Genomic DNA, 18,172 nt, shown 5'->3' on the forward strand with positions numbered 1-18,172 from the left:
CAAAAGCTCTGTACGGCCCTTTCTCTGAAAATCATCCATGTCGGTTGATCTCTGAATCATTAATAATAATATCGTTCAAGGCTATGAAGGAGAGTTATGGAGGAAAGATGTTGGGCTGGAAATTACTAATTGGCTTTCTTTTTGTCGCAATCGTTGGGTTAGCACTGTTCGGTTTCGTTTTTTCACTCCAGCAGTTGACGTAAAAAGTACGATCATCCTCTGTTGCATGCCATGCACGAAACGCAAAAAACCCGCTCAGGGCGGGTTTTTTATGACTTTCACTTATCTGCTCAGGCTTGTGCCGTCATCGCTGTCGTAAGTGTTCAGGTCACTCTCAGCGATTACAGCGCAACAACGTTAGCAGCTGCCGGACCTTTGGCACCATTCTCAATCGAGAACTCAACCTTTTGGCCTTCATCCAACGTTTTATAATCATTACTCTGAATAGCAGAAAAATGTACAAAAACATCTTTGCTACCATCAGTTGGGCTAATGAAACCGAAGCCTTTTTCAGAGTTAAACCATTTTACTAAACCAGTCATTTTATTTGACATAGATACTTCCTTTAATTTTATTGAGCCACATGTTGTGGCGAACATGGCCTGATTGCAAATGAGGACTTACTGGGCAATTTGGAGAAGGCTCATGCAGAAGAGTATCTAAGGATAACACTTGAAATGAGGACTGCTTTATTAAAACTGCTTTCATAAGGTCTGTATGCCAAACCGAGGACACATAGTGAACCCACACGAGACATTAAGCAAGATTAGATTTGTCAGCGATTTACTGAGGAAATTTACAATCCAACGATGTTTTAAATTTGCTTGAGGAGAGTATCAAATTCACACGCTACTCTTGCTGTCGGGAGAAATGCCGTGCCCTATCATCTCTATTCAATCTATACTTCATCCTTGTGAAAAACCGCTAACGATGACGAATATAGTGTTTGTCTTTCTTATCAAAATCATTCCAGCTTTTGATTTGCTCTGGCTTTGAGCCCTTTTCTATCATTACTTATCATAAAATTCTTATGCTTAGAAAATTTATATTATGAGAAACATAATATAAGAACAGGAAGTGAGCCTTCAAATCAACATGCGGTCAGCATCTAAGGTGATCACGCCTGAATCCCCTTTCCTCTTGCCAGGTTAATTCTGTCAATGCATTCCCTCAATGCTTTGACTTGCTCCGAAGTGAGTTCAGATTCATCAATTGTTGTCAGAAAAGCGTTGAGGGAGCGCTCAATATCGTTTTTAGTCAATCGTAAACAGATAACCTTAACCCAACGTGGCGAGAACTTGCTGAGGCCGATTGCTCTTGTGATGCGCAGTTTCATGAGATGCCTCTTTAACGCCAGTGGTGGCGATTTGTAACTCGGTTATAACACACGTGGAGAAGACTTATGTGACTATTTCGCCTTAGAAATTTCTAAGGGTCGTTTAGCCAGGGTAACCGGGCTTTCAGTAAACATCTAAGTTGGTTTTCCAGCATGTCACACAAGCGCCTCGTCATAACCCGAAGCGGCTTATCACGTGAAGGTAGTTTTTACAGTCATACAAAGGCTGGAATGTCAGCTTTGTGCCAAAAGCGGACGTAGCTAACAGTACTTAGTGTTGATCAGCGGGAAGCTGGTCAACTCCATTACCAACTGATCGTTGTATCTAATATTGGGGCAGGTCGGGCCGGGCTGTGCAAGCGGCCTAACAAATTTCGTTGAGAACACTTATTCCTGTTGTTAGTTATTCTCCTACCGAAATTATTCTTCCAATTTCATTAACTATCGCCTCCTTGCATTGCATGAGTTCTTTCCGATAAAAGGCTTCATGTTTATGGAAACGTGGCGCTGGAACTAATAATGAGATAGAAAAACGACCAAAAAGTGTGTCTAGCGCTACTGCTATCGTGCAGACGCCCTCAAGAGTTTCACCCAGATCTATAGCCAGCCCATTGGCACGAACATCGGCGATCAGCTCCAGAAGCTGTGGAAGAGTTTTAACTGTCATTCCGGTTAGATCTTCATAGGCATCGCCTACCAGTATGCGGACATCTTCATCCCTTTCCATAGCCAGTAACACACGACCGCCGGAAGTACTGTAGAGCGGCAAATTAAGTCCAATACGAGGTACAACACGTAATTCACGTGATGCTACAACGTAATGGACGATTGCCAGCTGGGTACCACTGGCACGTGCCAGGGTCACTGTTTCATTAATATTGGCCGAAAGCTGCTCCAGGAAGGGACGTACAAGATCCACTACATCGCTGTGCACACTGGAAATAAGTTTGAGTAGTGCTGGTCCCAGACGCAGACCACCTGCACCGCTGCTACGCACAAGTTGAGCACTGTCTAAGGCCGCGACAATACGCTGCACCGTTGAACGAGGGAGAGCAACCTCCTGCGCAATTTCCCCCAGACTCATGCCGCCTGGGTGTTTACCCAGCACATTCAAAATTGCAGCTGCACGGGCGATAACCTGAATCCCGCCGGGTTTTTCATCCTCAAAGCTTGAAGCATTAACGGCCATATAGAGCTCCTTATCATCCGGTGACGGACAGCCTGTTATCTCAGTTCTTGTCTTAATTATCACATTGCAATGGACGCTACCACAATGTAAGATGCCACAATGTACCACAATACGGTACATTGTATCGATTTAATGCACGAGAACTTTGTATGAATGCACAGCGTTCTACCCAACCCTTGCCCCCCTTTACCTGGCGCCTTGCAATGGGGTTTGTGGGTGTACTGATTGCAGCCTTGACCTCCGGACTTAATGGTCGGGTTATAGATATAGCGCTTGCAGATGTGCGTGCCGGAATTGGCGTGACTTATGATCAAGCCAGCTGGTTCACATCTGCCTACCAGGCCGCGGAAGTAGTGGCGATGATGATCGCACCATGGTTTGCTGTGACTTTTTCGCTGCGTAAATTCGCGCTTGCTAGCGCTGGCGGTTTTATGGTTTGCGGCATACTTTTACCCTTACTGCCGAATGCGCCGTTGTTTATTCTCTTGCGAACGATACAGGGCCTGTTTAGCGGCGCACTTCCTCCCTTACTCATGACTGTGGCGCTACGTTTTCTGCCACCATCTATAAAACTTTATGGACTTGGAGCTTATGCTCTGACTGCGACTTTAGGTCCAAATGTGGCACCTTCACTGGCGGCATTCTGGACAGATGAAGTGAGCTGGATGTTCATGTTCTGGCAAGCGGTCCCCGCCATTTTGATTTCGATGATATTTATTGGCTGGGGTTTGCCGCAGGACCCGATTTATCTCGACCGATTTAAACAGATCGACCTGTTCGGTATGCTTACCGGCTGTTCTGGTATGGCGTTTTTAATAATCGCCATCACTCAGGGTGGACGTCTGGACTGGTTTGAATCGCCGTTATTTAATTGTCTGTTATCCAGCGCCATCGTGTGCCTGGCGATTTTTCTGATTAATGAATGGTTTCATCCCCTCCCTTTGTTCAAATTACAGATGCTGGAGAGAAGTAACTTTTCATATGGCCTGATGGCGCTCGCTGTAGTGTTGGTACTGGCGCTGGCTGGCTCGGCTTTGCCGTCCAATTTCTTTGGCAAAGTAGAGGGCTTTCGAACAGCGCAATTTGCGCCGCTGGCTTTGACCATTGGGCTCCCGCAGTTAATTATCACTCCACTTGTTGCCGCACTGCTTAGTCTGCGCTGGGTTGATTGTCGCTGGCTGATAGCTTTCGGGATTGCTCTGATGATTTTCGCCAGCCTGATGGGTATGCAGATAACCAGCGACTGGGCACGCCAGAATTTCTGGGCCATACAGGTTCTGCTGGCGATTGGATTACCGTCAATTATTTTACCGTTGCTTATGAGCGCAACCAGCGTTGTGGCTCCCCCGGAAGGACATTATGCCTCTGCTATGTTCAATACCGTACGGGGTTTTTCAAGCATCGCTGCTGGCGTATTAGTGGAATGGTTTATAAATCACAGAGAACAATTTCATTCTAATGTTCTGGTCAATAACGTAGCCAACCGCCCATGGTTGATATCGACACCGGTCAGTGAGCAGGCCAGCAGCAGCATCCCTTTATTACACGACGGCAGCATCAGCAACACCGAGAACATCGCGGGATTTATCACCTTATTAAAACATCAGGCAATTGTTCTGAGTCTGGGCGACAGCTATCTGCTGATGACTGGCTTTGCCGTCCTGCTGTTATTACTCACTGTCTGGTTGCCAAAACGTGTCTGGCCGCCCCAGACACGTTTTCAACCTGCCATGACTAAATAGAGGTGGTTAAATGAAATTTTCTGTATCCAGAAGGACGATTCTGCTCAGCGCATTATTAATTCTGATGATGACGATGATATTTTTCGTCTGGTCGACAATGCTGAATAATGATACACGTACCAATGATGCCTATGTGAATGCGGATTACACACTGGTAGCACCAAAAGTATCGGGTTATATCAAAAATATCTATGTCGCGGATAACCAACGGGTTAAAGCAGGGCAAACACTGGCCACGCTGGATGACCGAGACTACACAATAGCGCTTGAAATGGCGCAAGCTAATTTGCAGCTTAGTCAAGCAAAACACCTGAGCAGCCTTGCACAACTGGAGCAGCAACAATCCATTATTGCTCAGACTAAAGCGACCCTTTTAGCCAGTCAGGCATCGGCGCAGTACGCCAGTCAGAACGCTGAACGTTTTAACAAACTTTATCAAAGAGGTACCGTCGCTGCGGACGATCAACAAAAAGCTCATTCAACGCAGCGTTCTGCATCCGCAGTCGTTCGTCAGAACGAAGCTGCTCTGACCTCAGCAGAAAAACAGGTAGGCGTGTTGAGGGCTGCATTACGTCAGGCGGAAGCCGATGTTGCAGTCGCGCAGGCAAAGGTCAGTCAGGCGAGGCTTAACCTTTCTTATACGCGTATTGTTGCACCAGTCGATGGGATGGTAGGCCAGCGTTCGGTGCGCCTCGGTGCCTACGTTAACGCAGGGACACGTCTGCTGGCCGTGGTTCCGCTACATCAAACTTACATCACTGCCAATTATCTTGAAACACAGCTGGCAAATGTTCAGCAGGGGCAGAAGGTCTTAATTAAAATTGATGCCATGCCTGGCAAAAAGTTTACTGGACATGTCGATAGTATCGCTCCTGCAACCGGCGCAACGTTTTCAGCCATCCAGCCAGACAATGCAACGGGTAACTTTACTAAAGTCGTCCAGCGTTTACCGGTGAAAATAGTGCTGGATGGTAATCAACCCGATGCAAAATTATTGCGCGTCGGGATGTCAGCCGTTCCTGAAATTGAGATCCGCTAATATTCCAGATACACTCAAAAAACCGCTCTATTTTTGAACGTCTGGCTTAGAAACGGTGTTCCCGTTAGCGATACGTAATATCCTGTAGGAGATATATGGCACCGACACCAGACTAAATTCCTGTTAAAAAACACATGTAGTATCACGATCATATTTAGTCGACCCTCATTTACAGGGAGTGATCGACTAAATATTTTTATCAGGCAACGATACGGCTAAACAAGAGATTATTATTCACGCCTGGCTATCAAAAAACTTAATGCTGCATAAGCGCCAGTGTTTTTTCCTTAACCCGCTCCAAAATTTTCTGCGCCTCTTCGGTTGAGCGAATATTAGTGTATCCAATGACTAACCCATAACGTTTTTGTGTCTGCGCATACCAGCTCGAGAGTGGCCGGACGTAAAGCTCGTGCTGTGTCCATAATGCAGCTAATGCGGTATCTACAATGCCACGTTGCAGAAAGGCAACAATATGCATCCCGCCATCTGTAAGCTCAAATTCAAATAACCCTGGAAAGCTCGTTTCAATTGCTTCAAGCATCATGCGACGCCGCTGCTGATAGAGTAAGCGCATCTTTTTTATATGCCGGTAGAAGTGCCCTTCGCTAAGGAATTGCGCAAGTATTTTTTGCGGCAGTAATGGTAGACCCGTTTCAAGGATTTCGCCCAGTTCACTGAAACGGGCTACCGTCTCCTGTGGTATTACCATATAGCCGATACGCATAGCTGGCATTAGCGTTTTACTAAACGTACCGGTATAAATAACCCGGTCATGCATATCGAGGCTTTTCAACGCCGGGATTACTTTTCGTGTGTAATGAAACTCTCCGTCGTAATCATCTTCGATTATCCAGCTACTGTTTTGCTGTGCCCAGGCCAGCAGCTGATGCTTACGCGGTAATGAAAGGCTAACTGCGAGCGGACTTTGATGAGTGGGTGTAACGATAGCGAAGCGTGCATCATTGTGATAGCGCTGAAGAAAATCAACATCCATGCCCTGCCGATCAACAGGTATATAGTGCAGATTGGATGCCATTCGCTTCAATAATTGCTGACCATAAAAGTAGCCAGGATCTTCAAACAGCACTTTATCGTCAGGCTGTGCAAGTACCGACAGAATTAACCGTAAGTTGGCCCGATAGCCGCTGGTAACAAAGATTTGCTCCGGTCGGCAATTCATTCCTCTTGAAATATTGAGATAACTTGAAATGGCCTCACGTAGCGGCTGAAAGCCCATTACCGGGGGCATGAGCATTTCTTCTGGACGAAGACTTCGCGCCGCTTTTCCCGATATTAGTAACCATTTTTTATGGGGAAATTCATCCAGGGCAGGGATTCCGAGCCTCAGATCACCCTTCCTTTCAGTAATCTGTGTGTTAAGTGAACAAGACGATACAGCGTTGTCTGCGCTGACCGTTGAAGTTAGCCTGAGCTCCGGATTTATATAGGTCCCCTTTGCCCCCAGACTCACGAAATAGCCTTCTCCAATAAGAATTTCATACGCGGTTTCTACCGTTTTTCGCGCTACCTGCAACTCGCTTGCTAGCGAACGAATCGAGGGAACGCGCGCTCCCGGTTTCAGAAGACCGTCCTGAATCTGCTGACGATAGCGGGCATAAATCTCTTTGTACCCCATTAAATGCACCTTTAGATGTCCTATCAATTAAGTGCAATAATGGCCCTTTTTAACCAGACATACAAGATTAAGATATGGCTATTAACTAAGCCACTCAATATGAGGCGTCATGAAGATTGAACATTACGACACCGCTACTGACCTTGCCCGTTGCTTTGCGCTGATGCGGGAACTACGCAGCAAACTGACGAATGAGAAACAATTTATCGCCCAGGTACAGCGCCAGCAGGCGCAAGGCTATCGGCTTGCAGGACTGGAGCAGGATGGCAAACCAATAGCGCTGGCCGGTTATCGACTGCTCGAAAATTTTATTCACGGGCAATTCTGTTACGTCGACGATCTGGTAACAGTGAGCGAGGCTCGCGGTCAGGGGATGGGTGCAACGCTGTTGAATCACTTAGCGGTAATCGCACGTGAATACGGTTGTGGTCAGATGGTCCTTGATACCGCCATTAGTAATTCAGGAGCCCAGACATTTTATCAGCGTGTCGGATACACCGCCCTCGGCCTGCACTTTTATAGCGATCTCACCTGAGGAAAAAAATGATGAAACTGCTTCACATTAAAGTCAGTCCGGATTTATCAGGATCGGCATCCCGCGCGGCGTCTGAACGCCTTGTAGAAAAATTACGCGCGCATCATGCCGAGCTTGAAGAATCAGTTCTGGACCTGGCTCAACGGCCGCTACCACATCTTGATGCATTTACCATTGCTGGTTTTTTTACCCCACCAGACCTACGTAGTGAAGCTCAGCTCACCGCTATTAAGACTTCGGAACAACTGGTAGATCAGCTTTTTGATTGCGACACACTGGTTATCTCATCACCGATGTGGAACCTCGGCCTGCCTTCCGTGCTGAAGGCCTGGTTCGATCATATAACCCGCGCCGGACGAACTTTCGCCTTTACGCCAGAGGGCAAAAAAATAGGGCTAGTCAGCGGCAAAAAAGTGTATTGCGTTGTCGCCAGCGGCAGCGTATTTGCCCACGGTCCATTTGTAGCAGATGACCAGTTCACGCCCTACATTCGCGTAGCGCTTGAATATATTGGCATTACCGACGTGCAATTTATTCGGGTAGACGGCACGCATGACCCCGTAACTCGTACTACAGCATTACCCCATGCACTGCAAACCATTGATCGTTTATTTTAAAAAGAGGATTACAATATGTCGTCACGTGTGAATCATTTCAAAACCATCCCGGCACTGGCTAAAACACTTGCCGATGCTTCTATGGCATTAGGAAAAATCTCGCTGGATAAAAAACTTAAGCACTTAGTGGATATCCGTGCCTCACAGCTAAATCATTGTGCATTTTGTCTGGATATGCATGTTAAAGAAGCAAAAATGCATGGAGAGCGTGAACTGCGTCTTTATCACGTTGCAATCTGGCGGGAATCGCCATTGTTCAGCGCCAAAGAGAAAGCTGCTCTGGCACTGACTGAAGCTTTGACCCGCATTGGTAATAATGGTGTAAGCGAAGCGCTTTACAACGAATTGCGCGAACATTTCTCTGAAGTGGAAGTATCAGAGTTAACATTCACCGTTGCTGTAATTAATGCCTGGAACCGTCTGCAGATTTTATCGCAGATGGCACCAGGCTCGATGGATAGCGCTTACGGTCTGGATCGTGCTGAATTACATTAATAAATGTCCGCCAACAACACTTCTTGTTGGCGGCTTTATTTTTTAATTATAAGCTTACATATACTGTAATAACCGCACACGAATAGTATTCATAGTGTATTTTCAACCTAATATTATACATGCTTAAAAGAATATTAAGATCGATTATATTCATCGCTAGCTGTTAAAAAAGTAAAAACCGCCTTTCGGCGGTTTTTACTTTTGGGGAAATGAGTAACCAATCGCGAGAAGAAAATGAATGGTAATTTATGCCTTGGCCAGCGGCTTCATTCGAAAGCTGACGCCCATACGATTAAGTGCATTCATTGTTGCAATAACGATGGTCAAATCGACCAAATCTTTTTCACCAAATACTGAAAGCGCTGCAGAATACGCTTCATCCGAAGCATGTGTCTCACTTACTCTGGTAACTTCTTCAGCCCATGCCAGCGCCGCTTGCTCCAGATCCGAGAATAAATATGTAGCCTCCTCCCATACGGGAATCAGAACTATTTTCTCTACCGACATGCCACACTTCATAAGATCGCGGGTGTGAATATCAATACAATGCGCGCAGCCATTAATCTGAGATACTCTTAAAAAAACCAAATGTATTAACTCTTCCGGGAGATTTGTTCCTGTTGTGGCGAAATGATGCAGCGTTCCCAGTGCTTTTGAGCCTTCTGCAGATACCTGGAACCAATTTGGACGTTTCATTTGTTTTCCTTTAGAAAGTGTTACTTGATTGATTTATCTACGGAAATATGCCTCACCTTCTTCAGAAGGATTACTGATGGATACTTCAGTGTTAAGTCATCATAATCAAAATTGACATATAAAAAAGACACAAAGAAGAGGAAAACGCGTAGGACATGTTAGAAATGGAATGCCATGAAACTAATATGGGTTTAACTTTGATTCAACAATGATGATTGTTTGAATGGCCAATTTTAGTCTTTATGCAGAAATGGCACCTGAGGATGTGACTTGGTGAAGGTCTTCATCATTATGGTAAAAAAGTTGCAGGATACATTGTCGGATCACTCTTTCTTCTGGCTGAACTGCCGATTACCAGCAGGCTAAAGCCTGGCTATCCCAAACGACAATCGACGTTCCCAGGGAAGAAATGTTTAATTCATATGTAATGAAATTCGTTCTGTACGTACACCTCTCGCTCATAGCGGACCATTTCTTTCCTATGCCCTTCCTTCAGCCTTCATCCGCTCGTATTTGGCTTTGAGACGCTCTGCAGGTGTCGGTCCCTTCGACGATACTGGTGCTGCCAACGCTCTACGAACTGGCGGAATCGGCTTCCCGGCCAGCACCCGCTTTTCCCACACATCCAGAATGTCACTGGCTTCACGCTCGAGTTCTTTAAGACTCAACTGACCATTTGTTCCACGGCGCCGCAGTTCAAGGCAAATGTGGTAATAAACCGCCTTTGGCCACGGATATAGCTCGCTGCTCGGGTACCGATAAACCAGCTTCCTCCACTTCCAGTATTCAGCCATGACGTCAGCAGTGGTGATCCCCAGCACGCAGCGCCCTTCCCTGCACCACTTGATGAACTGGCCTGGAGAAGGCAGGAATGGACGCTCCTGACGGCGTACCATGCGCATACCGGCCTCAACCTGCTCCAGAGTGGTGATCCCGTTTTCTTTGAAGGCCAGCACCCACTGGCGGCGGATTTCGTCTACGTCGTCTTGGCTTCGATTAACCAAGCTTGCCGGGAACGCGGCCGCCAGCTGCACAAACAGGCCGTTGATAATCTGCGCCACCTGCTGCGTTTGTTCGCGTTCGGTGTACTTCTCAGGCAGGTTGTGCGCTACGCAGCGGGCCTGTTCCCGGTCAAAATTGCGAATGCTCTCTGCTAGGTTTTTCATTCCAGCACCCCGTCAATCCAGTCAGTGTTATGCAGGTCAATGCCGCCCCGGGGAGGTTTTACCGCTCCGGTTGCACGCAGCCGCTTGGTGGTGAGCTGATCCCACTGCTTGCGCAGACTCGAAGGGCTCAGGATGTTGTCTTTCCAGAATTCGTCCCGGTTAGCCCACTGGAACAGGTCACAGATTTCGTAGTGGGTACGTTTGTCCTGGACACGCATCAGCCTGATGGTGTTTGCCCATTCCGCCCAGTTTGGCTCAGATAGCGATGCGTTGACGGTGAGAAGCCTGTCGTAAATCCAGCGTGCTGCCTTGAGGTCGTCAGCGGATCCCCATGATTTACCTGCCGGGGTGTATATCCCGGCGGCAGCTTCTGGATGGCGAGAGAGAAACTTTTGAGTTTTCTGGTTTCGGGATTCGTCAGAATTCCGAGACGAGGATATTTTAATATTGTTCTTGTTATAGTCTTGGGTGTCTACCGTTTCCGGGAAGACTTTTCCCGTTTTCGGTAACACTTTTTCCGATTTCGGGAAGGTTTTTCCCGTTTTCGGTTTGTCTAAAATCCAGGCGGAAAGGTCAGTATTTATACCGACCGTTTTCATCACGCCCTGCTTTTGACTGAAGATAATTTTGCGATCTGCGAGCGATTTGAGCGCATCCGAAACGTGGGAATCACTCAGCCCTGTAAGCTCGGCGATCACCGTGTTCGTAACGCGGTCCTGTTTCTTGTTCCAGCCGTAGGTAAGCCAGATCACCGCCTCAAAACACTGCCACTCCCGGCCTGACATTCTCAGACGAGGCTTGAGCTGTTGGATCTCGTTAGCGACCTTGGTATACCCGTTCGACAGGTCGGCCATACGACCTCCCGGTTGTTCGGTTCTATTGGGGAAATTGATAATTTCAGCTGTGTTTGACATACTTAGCTCCGCAATTACACTCCGTTTTTGCACCTGAAAGCCGTTGGTGTTCGAGCACCGCGGCTTTCGCCTTTTCTGAAGTCTTCACATTGCCCCCAGCATGGTTGTAACCATCGCCAGTAAAGGCGCCGTTAGGTCAGGGTCGACTCTGAACATTTCGAAAATCCCCTCGCCTAACTCCTTCAGCTTTTCCTTCTTCGGTGCATCGAGCATCAGAGCTTGCTTCGCCTCACTCACCTCTTTTTCCAACCTGGCCATTCGGTAGGCAAACGAGTCGTTCTTTACGACGCGGTCGCGGTATCGAATCGGTAATACAGACATGATCGCGGGCACCAGCTGTTCGACGTTCTTTCGGTACGATGCGGAGTCTTCTTTGTTGTCCAGCCAGCGGAACAGCTTCACGTTCCAGACATCGGCCTGGCCTGAAAAATCCACGCCAACAACTTGAAGTTCTTCAGCTGCTTCTTGGATTTGAAGCGCAACAGCTACGCGCCCTTCTGCCGCTGCCCAAGCTCGTACCGCTGAGCAGATATCGCGATGATCGATATCCTTCACTGCCGATTCGCTTTGATGACACTGGAATATCAGTGAATTAGAGGAAGCTCTGCTACTCTGTTGAAATGAAACAGTTTGCATTGTTAAGGCTCCTGTTTAGGTAAACCGTCAGTTGGGTTTGGATAGAGGTCGGGGCGCAGCTCGTGTGGGGTGACGCCAGTGGCGTTGTATATTCGAAGAACACGATCGGCGGGAACAATCCCCTTATAGCGGTTCCGCCAATGACTAATAGTCATTGCACTAACTTCCAGCAGTTCTGCTAACCGGGTTGCGGTTCCTGCTCTAGTAATGGCTTTATCAATTGCTTTCATAGTTAACTCCAATGGTAACCATCAAATTAAACTAAATGTTTATTTTAATGTCAACATTTTGAATATTGAGCTAATAAACTTTTGGTTTAGAATTCTGTTATGAAAGAAAAAACTCATCAGATTAATCATCCGCAAGTGCAAAGGCTCAACGAGATCCTTGAGCTTAAGAATTTGACCAAGTCAGACATGGCTCGCATTTGCGGTGTCAGTGCTCAATCGGTCAATAACTGGTTCGTGCGCGGCACTATCGGGAAAAGCTCGGCGATAAAACTGGCAGATGCGCTTGGGGTGAGTCTTGAGTGGGTCCTTGGCCAAGAGGTCAATGAGAAGGACGGTTTAAAAGATGATGAACGGAAACTACTCGAGCTCTACCGACAACTTCCCGACGATGAAGAAAAACAGAATTTCCTTCGAGTGTTGTCGCTCCGTCTGAAAGAACTAGATGCTCTGTACGAGAAGTACATGAAGGGTCGGATTACGAAGCTAGAATAGTTCAATAAAAATCAATGAATTGAAGTTGAAATTTTGTCGATTTTAGAATGATTTTAAAGGATCGCCATTGACTACATTGACCACCCCACTTTGGAATTCGATGGGAGTGATTCCACCAATAGACGAGGCTGACCCAACCAGCCACGCACGCTCTCCATACGTGATGGATATAGTGAATTTTGTTAACATGTTTGCTCTTACAGCAACGCGAAGAAAAATTCTTAAGGGGTTTTTGGCTTACCGTTCATGCTTGAGTCAGGTTGGGCTAACAGAAGGATTTCAGTGGGTTGACGGGAGTTTTACAGAGAATATTGAGCTTACTGAGCGGCGCGCACCCAATGACGTCGATGTTGTTACTTTTTTCAAATTTCTCCCTGGTGATGACGATTCATCAGTAATAAATCGAAATCCAGACTTGTTTGATCATGAGTATGTTAAAAAAAATTACCTTGTAGATTCTTACTATGAGGGGCTTGACGCACCAGGTCATTACCTTGTCGATAGGACTGTATATTGGTACAGTATGTGGGCGCATAAACGTGATTTATCATGGAAGGGGTTTATCCAAATCCCATTAAACCCGCAACTCGATGTTGTTGCGTTAACTATACTTAATGCAAGTGAGGCTGAGGAGGGAAACAATGAATCGTAACGATTATATGTTCGCTCTCAGTGAACGCGAACAGCTAAGCAACCTATTGAAAAGCACACCTGAAAGCTCTTCCATAAGCAGAAGAAGCTTAGAAACTCGTCTAAAGAAAGTAGAGAGTATTATCTCAGAAGCAAACCTGTTAGAACACGAGCCAACCAGTGCAGTACTTACATTCAAAGGTCCTACAGTAATGGGGACTCATGGTATTTCTGCATCATTCGGTACAAAAGCACTCTCATTTTTCAATGATGCAATTGCATATGTTGCAAGCGCATTTAATGGCCCGCTTCCATCATCGGGTAAAGTGCCGAATATAGAAAACAATCACTTAATGATTACAGCAGCTGCCAGGGGGTCTTTTGGTTTTGTCTTAGAGGAGTTCAGACCAGATGCACCGCTGGGCTTTGATGAACAAACTCCTGTTTCTAAGGCTTTAGAAAAGACACAACAGATTTTACAGGCAAGCTTAGATGGTGATAATGAAAAGCTCTCCGATGCCCTTGAAGAACTAGATCAAAGAGCCTTAGATAAAATCAGGGGATTCATTCATTATCTATATGAAAATAAAACAGTATTTACTCTAAAAAATAACAACTATAGCATCTCATTTCGAGAGCCAAAACAGTTGGAGAATACCTATCAGCAACTAGGTAGTGATAACATAAAACAGGAGATTATCGAGGCAGATATTTTCTTCTTAGGCACTCTTCCAAATAAACGCCAATGTGAATTTATTGAACTAGGTTTTACCGAGATAAAAACAGCAAAAATCGACAAGTCCATTGAAGACCCGAATGTTATCAACCAACACCTCGGTGTGAAGGCCAGAGCAACATTTTCTAAAAAGACTATCGGTGAAGGAAAACCAAGATTCACTCTTATCAAACTACCTGAATGGGCAAACAACGCTCAAAATTGATAGTTTTGTAGTCATCATGCAAGTGTAAACAACCCCAAATCCCAGCCCTCGCTGGGATTTTTTTTATCCCAACCCCGCAAATTATGCATCACTCCTTACGCGAACTAAACATTTTGTTTATTATATAATACTCATTATGTTGACACGATTTTAAACTTTGTGTTTAATGAATTCACCAAGACGCACTACGAACCACCAAGGCAGGACGCCCACGAAGTAGCCGCCGACGGCACATGAACAGTCGGATGAGGTGGAGAGATTAACGCGCATCAGGTGTAAACGTTCCGCTGGCCGGCGATAAGGCAAACGAGGGTGAGAATGATTGATTTCGCACGCAAACCAGGACGGCAGCAAGCCGTAAAACTTAACTTGTTCGAAGTGATTCTTCGCCGCCTGTGCTACCTGCTGGCGCAAAAGGGGAATCCAGATGTGTAACTCAACGAAATGCGGGTACTGCAGCAAGCCGGCTAAACCGGAGGAAGTAGTCAAAAGTACCCTTCTCTATCGCAACGGCGCACAGCTGGCGCGCAAAGAAAAAGAATACTGTTCTGAACGTTGTGCTTCGTACGACCAGATGGCCCACGAGGCATAACGTAAAAGCCGCGCAAGGCGGCCCGTACGTCCGGTGCTCCCGACCAAAGTTACACCGGAAAACTACTTAAAAAACCAAAGTTCACCCAATGGGCGCTATCTCTGGCCCGGGGATCTTACATCCAAAAAAGAGGATCTCACATGGAATTTTTCTATGTAGTGAAGGCTACGCAGAAATCCGGCAAAGAAGACGCAGTGATTTGGTTCACTGCGAAATCTGAAGCCCGTGCAAACCTGCAGCTCGATGTTGAGCTGGAAGAAGCAGGTATTGAAACCGGACGCGGTAAAGATTACGCCAAACCTGTTCGCACCGATTTCCCGGTCTACAACGACCTCCCGGAAGAAAGCACCGTGGATTACACCTGGTGCAAAAGCTACGAACTCCAGGACGATGGACGCACCTGGCTACCAAAGGCTGCCGCTGAGTCTACTGAAGCCGTTGACAACATTGCCGCACCGGAACCGACCGTTAAAGTCGAAACTATCGTCGAGAGTGTCCCGCTTGAAAACCGCACTCCAGCGGTTCGTTTTGCCGTCCACCTGACCAGCGACAAATACCAGTCACACATCACTAAAGAGCAGCAGCTGGCTGCCAGCGAAATGTCACTGGATGAAGGCAACACCTATCTCCAGAACCTGCTGATGGCGAAGAGCGACATCCCTGAAGTTGCCGAACTCAGCCTGAACGCTGAGTGGAAACTGGTTCAGGCGATTAAGCAGGTATTCGCGCCAGATGAAGCGCACGAAACTGAAATTATCGCTGCATTCATGGCTGACTGGGCGAGAGCAGATGCCGGCGACCGCAATCAGTTAGTTGAAGAGTGGAGAAGCGGAAAGCTTATTCTTCTTAAATCAGATATCGCCAGCGAGATCGGTGTTACAACCGGTCAGGATCCAGAACCTGAAAACGGTCTTCAGATTGACGAGAATGATGACGAAACCACTCGTTATCCAGTCGTGCGTATGCCGTTCCGGAAGCAGCTACTCGCCCAGTTCACCGCCAATGAACTGCGTCACCACTTAACCCGCGAAGAGTACGAAGCTATCAGCGCGCTGGAGATGGACACTGACAACAGCTATGTCCAGAACCTGCTGCTGGCGGCAGAAAACTGCGAAGAGGTGAAGGGTTACGATACCAAAGACCTTTGGCGCTATACCGACGCCATTCGAAAGGTGTTCAGCCAGGAGAAGCGCCACGAACTCGCTTTGGTTCTCCGTTTTACCCGAATCTGGGCGGCGACTGATTATATTGACCGCGGCATTCTCGTTCGCGAATGGGCTGCAGGTAATCGCATCAGTAATGTTCAGCGTACTGATTCTGGTACCAATGCAGACGGTGGCTATGTGACGGATCGCGGCGAAGGCGCGCACCACACTCTGGACACTCTCGATCTTGAGATCGCCTGTGCCCTGCTGCCTATGGATTTCCATCACTTTGAAATCCCCTCAAGCGTTTTACGTCGCGCCAAAGAAATCGTGGCGAAGAAAGAAGAACCATGGAAATCATGGAGCGCCATCCTGCGTCATCAGCCCGGCGTACTGGCGGTGAACCGTGCGGCAATCTTCAATCTGATCCGCATCGCACCAGAAAACATTCATCACACGCCAGCGACTCATCTTGAGTTTGTGAATAAAACCATGACGGCTGAGTTTAACTCTGCTGTGGAGTTGCTGCCGCTGTCTACTCCGGCTGTTGAGACCGAAGCACCAGTTGAACAACCGCAGGTTGAAAATCTCGGCAGCGGCATGTTCTCCATCGATGGCCTGATGGGTGGAAATAACAATCCGGGCATCAATACCACCTCAAATGAAGTCGAACAAACGGAAAACGCAGCGGAGACCACCAACGATGTGCAGATGGAAACGGCTAAGCCAGAAAAAGACGAAGATGTTGGTTCGATACCACCAGGCGAAAGCACTGATGCAGCTAATACGCAGACAGATTCCATAGCGCCGGAAGAGCAGCAGTCAGAACCCGTAATCGAATACCCGGCTTACTTCGAGCCTGGCCGCTACGAAGGTCTGCCGAATGATGTTTATCACGCAGCAAACGGTATTAGCTCAACCCAGGTAAAAGATGCCCGCGTCAGCCTGATGTACTTCAACGCGCGCCATGTGGCTAAAACTATCCCACGTACAGCATCCAAAGTGCTGGATATGGGAAATCTGGTGCACGCCCTTGCACTGCAGCCGGAAAACCTCGAAGCAGAGTTCAGCGTAGAACCTGAGATCCCGGAGGGAGCTTTCACCACCACCGCAACTCTGCGTGAGTTCATCGACGTGTACAACGCCAGCCTGCCGGCGCTGCTAAGCGCTGACGAGATTAAAGCGTTGCTTGAAGAACATAACGCGTCCCTTCCCGCTCCAGTGCCGCTTGGCGCAAGCCTGGAAGAAACGGCTCAAAGCTATATGGCTCTCCCTGCTGAGTACCAGCGTATTGAAGAAGGCCAGAAGCAAACGGCAACGGCAATGAAGGCATGTATCAAAGAGTACAACGCCACTCTGCCGTCGCCGGTTAAAACCAGCGGTAGCCGTGATGCGCTACTTGAGCAATTAGCGATCATCAATCCTGATCTGGTGGCACAGGAAGCGCAGAAACCGACGCCGCTGAAAGTCTCCGGCAGCAAAGCAGACATGTTCCAGGCAGTGAAGTCGGTTAAGCCCGATGCCATATTTGCCGACGAACTGCTGGATGCCTGGCGCGACAACCCTGGCGAAAAGATTCTGGTTACACGCCAGCAGCTGGCCACAGCGCGTGTAATTCAGTCTGCACTCCTTGCGCACCCGACCGCCGGCATGCTGCTGACACATCCAAGCCGCGCCGTTGAAGTGAGCTATTTCGGTTTCGACGACGAAACCGGATTAGAAGTGCGTGTACGCCCTGACCTCGAGATTGAATTAGACGGCGTGCGCATCGGTGCTGACCTGAAAACCATCAGCATGTGGAATGTGAAGCAAGAAAGCCTGCGCGCCAGACTGCACCGGGAAATCATTGACCGGGACTACCACCTCAGTGCGGCTATGTATTGCGAGACCGCGGCGCTGGACCAGTTCTTCTGGATTTTCGTCAACAAAGACGAGAACTACCACTGGATCGCCATCATCGAGGCGTCCACCGAACTGCTTGAACTGGGCATGCTCGAGTACCGTAAAACGATGCGCGCCATCGCAACCGGATTCGACACGGGCGAATGGCCAGCGCCGATCACTACCGATTACACCGATGAACTGAACGACTTCGACCTGCGCCGCCTCGAAGCGCTGCGCGCTCAGGCTTAAGGGGGATT

19 protein-coding genes and 1 pseudogene are annotated in these 18,172 nt (G+C 47.7%); 11 read left to right on the forward strand and 9 right to left on the reverse strand.

All coding sequences use genetic code 11. The features are described 5' to 3' along the window. Window positions 1-341: 341 nt before the first annotated feature. The 3 genes from cspE to NQ230_RS13240 all read right to left on the reverse strand — a co-directional run bounded on the left by cspE (window position 342) and on the right by NQ230_RS13240 (window position 2,525). Complete coding sequence (gene cspE, locus NQ230_RS13230; RefSeq protein WP_063154301.1) at window positions 342-554, reverse strand: transcription antiterminator/RNA stability regulator CspE; 213 nt, start codon at window positions 552-554, stop codon at window positions 342-344. Window positions 555-1,117: 563 nt separating this feature from the next. Next, entirely contained in the window at window positions 1,118-1,336 is a 219-nt protein-coding gene (locus tag NQ230_RS13235) for a hypothetical protein (protein ID WP_063154302.1), read from the reverse strand. A 403-nt stretch (window positions 1,337-1,739) separates the two neighbouring features. Further along, the gene (locus NQ230_RS13240; RefSeq protein WP_023324740.1) at window positions 1,740-2,525 is read right to left on the reverse strand and encodes an IclR family transcriptional regulator; all 786 of its coding nucleotides are present in this window, start codon (window positions 2,523-2,525) and stop codon (window positions 1,740-1,742) included. Window positions 2,526-2,674: 149 nt separating this feature from the next. Between NQ230_RS13240 and NQ230_RS13245 the strand changes: the two genes are divergently transcribed. Next, on the forward strand, window positions 2,675-4,267 hold the full coding sequence (locus NQ230_RS13245; protein ID WP_257257960.1) for an MFS transporter: 1,593 nt from the start codon (window positions 2,675-2,677) through the stop codon (window positions 4,265-4,267). A gap of 10 nt (window positions 4,268-4,277) precedes the next feature. Beyond that, a complete protein-coding gene (locus NQ230_RS13250) occupies window positions 4,278-5,306 on the forward strand; it encodes an HlyD family secretion protein (RefSeq protein WP_045337414.1) in 1,029 nt (342 codons plus the stop codon). 256 nt (window positions 5,307-5,562) lie between these two features. Here the strand turns inward: NQ230_RS13250 and pdxR are convergent, their stop codons facing one another. Continuing rightward, entirely contained in the window at window positions 5,563-6,942 is a 1,380-nt protein-coding gene (pdxR, locus tag NQ230_RS13255; protein ID WP_023324743.1) for a MocR-like pyridoxine biosynthesis transcription factor PdxR, read from the reverse strand. A gap of 109 nt (window positions 6,943-7,051) precedes the next feature. Here pdxR and NQ230_RS13260 point away from each other — a divergent pair, with 109 nt between their 5' ends. The 3 genes from NQ230_RS13260 to NQ230_RS13270 are packed head-to-tail and all read left to right on the forward strand — an operon-like array spanning window position 7,052 to window position 8,589. Beyond that, window positions 7,052-7,477 (forward strand): GNAT family N-acetyltransferase, encoded by a 426-nt coding sequence (locus NQ230_RS13260; protein WP_063154308.1) that lies wholly within the window; start codon window positions 7,052-7,054, stop codon window positions 7,475-7,477. Window positions 7,478-7,485: 8 nt separating this feature from the next. Further along, a complete protein-coding gene (locus tag NQ230_RS13265; RefSeq protein ID WP_224222677.1) occupies window positions 7,486-8,094 on the forward strand; it encodes an FMN-dependent NADH-azoreductase in 609 nt (202 codons plus the stop codon). A gap of 15 nt (window positions 8,095-8,109) precedes the next feature. Further along, window positions 8,110-8,589, forward strand: coding sequence for a carboxymuconolactone decarboxylase family protein (locus NQ230_RS13270; protein WP_059356660.1), 480 nt, complete (start codon window positions 8,110-8,112; stop codon window positions 8,587-8,589). A gap of 246 nt (window positions 8,590-8,835) precedes the next feature. Here the strand turns inward: NQ230_RS13270 and NQ230_RS13275 are convergent, their stop codons facing one another. The 5 genes from NQ230_RS13275 to NQ230_RS13295 form a co-directional block, all read right to left on the reverse strand. Beyond that, a complete protein-coding gene (locus NQ230_RS13275; protein WP_005131814.1) occupies window positions 8,836-9,285 on the reverse strand; it encodes a carboxymuconolactone decarboxylase family protein in 450 nt (149 codons plus the stop codon). A gap of 479 nt (window positions 9,286-9,764) precedes the next feature. Next, window positions 9,765-10,451: a replication protein P gene (locus tag NQ230_RS13280; RefSeq protein ID WP_257257963.1), complete on the reverse strand. Its 687-nt coding sequence runs from the start codon at window positions 10,449-10,451 to the stop codon at window positions 9,765-9,767. Continuing rightward, a complete protein-coding gene (locus NQ230_RS13285; protein ID WP_257257964.1) occupies window positions 10,448-11,365 on the reverse strand; it encodes a phage replication protein O in 918 nt (305 codons plus the stop codon). The genes NQ230_RS13280 and NQ230_RS13285 overlap by 4 nt, the downstream gene beginning before the upstream one ends. An 84-nt stretch (window positions 11,366-11,449) precedes the next feature. Next, window positions 11,450-12,001 carry a toxin YdaT family protein gene (locus NQ230_RS13290; protein WP_257257965.1) on the reverse strand — a complete coding sequence of 184 codons (552 nt, stop codon included), beginning with the start codon at window positions 11,999-12,001 and terminating at the stop codon, window positions 11,450-11,452. Window positions 12,002-12,003: 2 nt separating this feature from the next. Then, window positions 12,004-12,231, reverse strand: coding sequence for a transcriptional regulator (locus tag NQ230_RS13295; RefSeq protein ID WP_028016003.1), 228 nt, complete (start codon window positions 12,229-12,231; stop codon window positions 12,004-12,006). A 99-nt stretch (window positions 12,232-12,330) separates the two neighbouring features. On the opposite strand from NQ230_RS13295, the gene NQ230_RS13300 reads away from it, so the two are divergent. From NQ230_RS13300 to NQ230_RS13325, 6 genes and pseudogenes are all read left to right on the forward strand, one after another. Beyond that, window positions 12,331-12,723, forward strand: coding sequence for a helix-turn-helix domain-containing protein (locus NQ230_RS13300; protein ID WP_028016004.1), 393 nt, complete (start codon window positions 12,331-12,333; stop codon window positions 12,721-12,723). 67 nt (window positions 12,724-12,790) lie between these two features. After that, the gene (locus NQ230_RS13305; RefSeq protein WP_257257967.1) at window positions 12,791-13,375 is read left to right on the forward strand and encodes a DUF6932 family protein; all 585 of its coding nucleotides are present in this window, start codon (window positions 12,791-12,793) and stop codon (window positions 13,373-13,375) included. Then, the gene (locus NQ230_RS13310) at window positions 13,365-14,294 is read left to right on the forward strand and encodes a hypothetical protein (RefSeq protein ID WP_047363330.1); all 930 of its coding nucleotides are present in this window, start codon (window positions 13,365-13,367) and stop codon (window positions 14,292-14,294) included. The genes NQ230_RS13305 and NQ230_RS13310 overlap by 11 nt, the downstream gene beginning before the upstream one ends. A gap of 279 nt (window positions 14,295-14,573) precedes the next feature. Continuing rightward, window positions 14,574-14,729, forward strand: a pseudogene (locus tag NQ230_RS13315) (hypothetical protein); the annotation flags it as partial. Continuing rightward, window positions 14,722-14,886, forward strand: a complete 165-nt coding sequence (locus tag NQ230_RS13320; RefSeq protein ID WP_232929799.1) for a YdaE family protein — start codon at window positions 14,722-14,724, stop codon at window positions 14,884-14,886. The pseudogene NQ230_RS13315 and the gene NQ230_RS13320, both read left to right, overlap by 8 nt. A gap of 140 nt (window positions 14,887-15,026) precedes the next feature. After that, entirely contained in the window at window positions 15,027-18,164 is a 3,138-nt protein-coding gene (locus NQ230_RS13325) for a RecE family exodeoxyribonuclease (protein WP_257257971.1), read from the forward strand. The last annotated feature ends 8 nt before the right edge of the window (window positions 18,165-18,172 follow it).

It is taken from the genome of Enterobacter asburiae (assembly GCF_024599655.1).
GTDB classification, from domain to species: Bacteria; Pseudomonadota; Gammaproteobacteria; order Enterobacterales; family Enterobacteriaceae; genus Enterobacter; species Enterobacter asburiae_D.

Bases quoted from the DNA above. Each gene is read 5' to 3' on its own strand.
- cspE (WP_063154301.1), bottom strand. From the start codon at position 554: ATGTCAAATAAAATGACTGGTTTAGTAAAATGGTTTAACTCTGAAAAA.
- NQ230_RS13235 (WP_063154302.1), bottom strand. From the start codon at position 1,336: ATGAAACTGCGCATCACAAGAGCAATCGGCCTCAGCAAGTTCTCGCCA.
- NQ230_RS13240 (WP_023324740.1), bottom strand. From the start codon at position 2,525: ATGGCCGTTAATGCTTCAAGCTTTGAGGATGAAAAACCCGGCGGGATT.
- NQ230_RS13245 (WP_257257960.1), top strand. From the start codon at position 2,675: ATGAATGCACAGCGTTCTACCCAACCCTTGCCCCCCTTTACCTGGCGC.
- NQ230_RS13250 (WP_045337414.1), top strand. From the start codon at position 4,278: ATGAAATTTTCTGTATCCAGAAGGACGATTCTGCTCAGCGCATTATTA.
- pdxR (WP_023324743.1), bottom strand. From the start codon at position 6,942: ATGGGGTACAAAGAGATTTATGCCCGCTATCGTCAGCAGATTCAGGAC.
- NQ230_RS13260 (WP_063154308.1), top strand. From the start codon at position 7,052: ATGAAGATTGAACATTACGACACCGCTACTGACCTTGCCCGTTGCTTT.
- NQ230_RS13265 (WP_224222677.1), top strand. From the start codon at position 7,486: ATGATGAAACTGCTTCACATTAAAGTCAGTCCGGATTTATCAGGATCG.
- NQ230_RS13270 (WP_059356660.1), top strand. From the start codon at position 8,110: ATGTCGTCACGTGTGAATCATTTCAAAACCATCCCGGCACTGGCTAAA.
- NQ230_RS13275 (WP_005131814.1), bottom strand. From the start codon at position 9,285: ATGAAACGTCCAAATTGGTTCCAGGTATCTGCAGAAGGCTCAAAAGCA.
- NQ230_RS13280 (WP_257257963.1), bottom strand. From the start codon at position 10,451: ATGAAAAACCTAGCAGAGAGCATTCGCAATTTTGACCGGGAACAGGCC.
- NQ230_RS13285 (WP_257257964.1), bottom strand. From the start codon at position 11,365: ATGTCAAACACAGCTGAAATTATCAATTTCCCCAATAGAACCGAACAA.
- NQ230_RS13290 (WP_257257965.1), bottom strand. From the start codon at position 12,001: ATGCAAACTGTTTCATTTCAACAGAGTAGCAGAGCTTCCTCTAATTCA.
- NQ230_RS13295 (WP_028016003.1), bottom strand. From the start codon at position 12,231: ATGAAAGCAATTGATAAAGCCATTACTAGAGCAGGAACCGCAACCCGG.
- NQ230_RS13300 (WP_028016004.1), top strand. From the start codon at position 12,331: ATGAAAGAAAAAACTCATCAGATTAATCATCCGCAAGTGCAAAGGCTC.
- NQ230_RS13310 (WP_047363330.1), top strand. From the start codon at position 13,365: ATGAATCGTAACGATTATATGTTCGCTCTCAGTGAACGCGAACAGCTA.
- NQ230_RS13320 (WP_232929799.1), top strand. From the start codon at position 14,722: ATGTGTAACTCAACGAAATGCGGGTACTGCAGCAAGCCGGCTAAACCG.
- NQ230_RS13325 (WP_257257971.1), top strand. From the start codon at position 15,027: ATGGAATTTTTCTATGTAGTGAAGGCTACGCAGAAATCCGGCAAAGAA.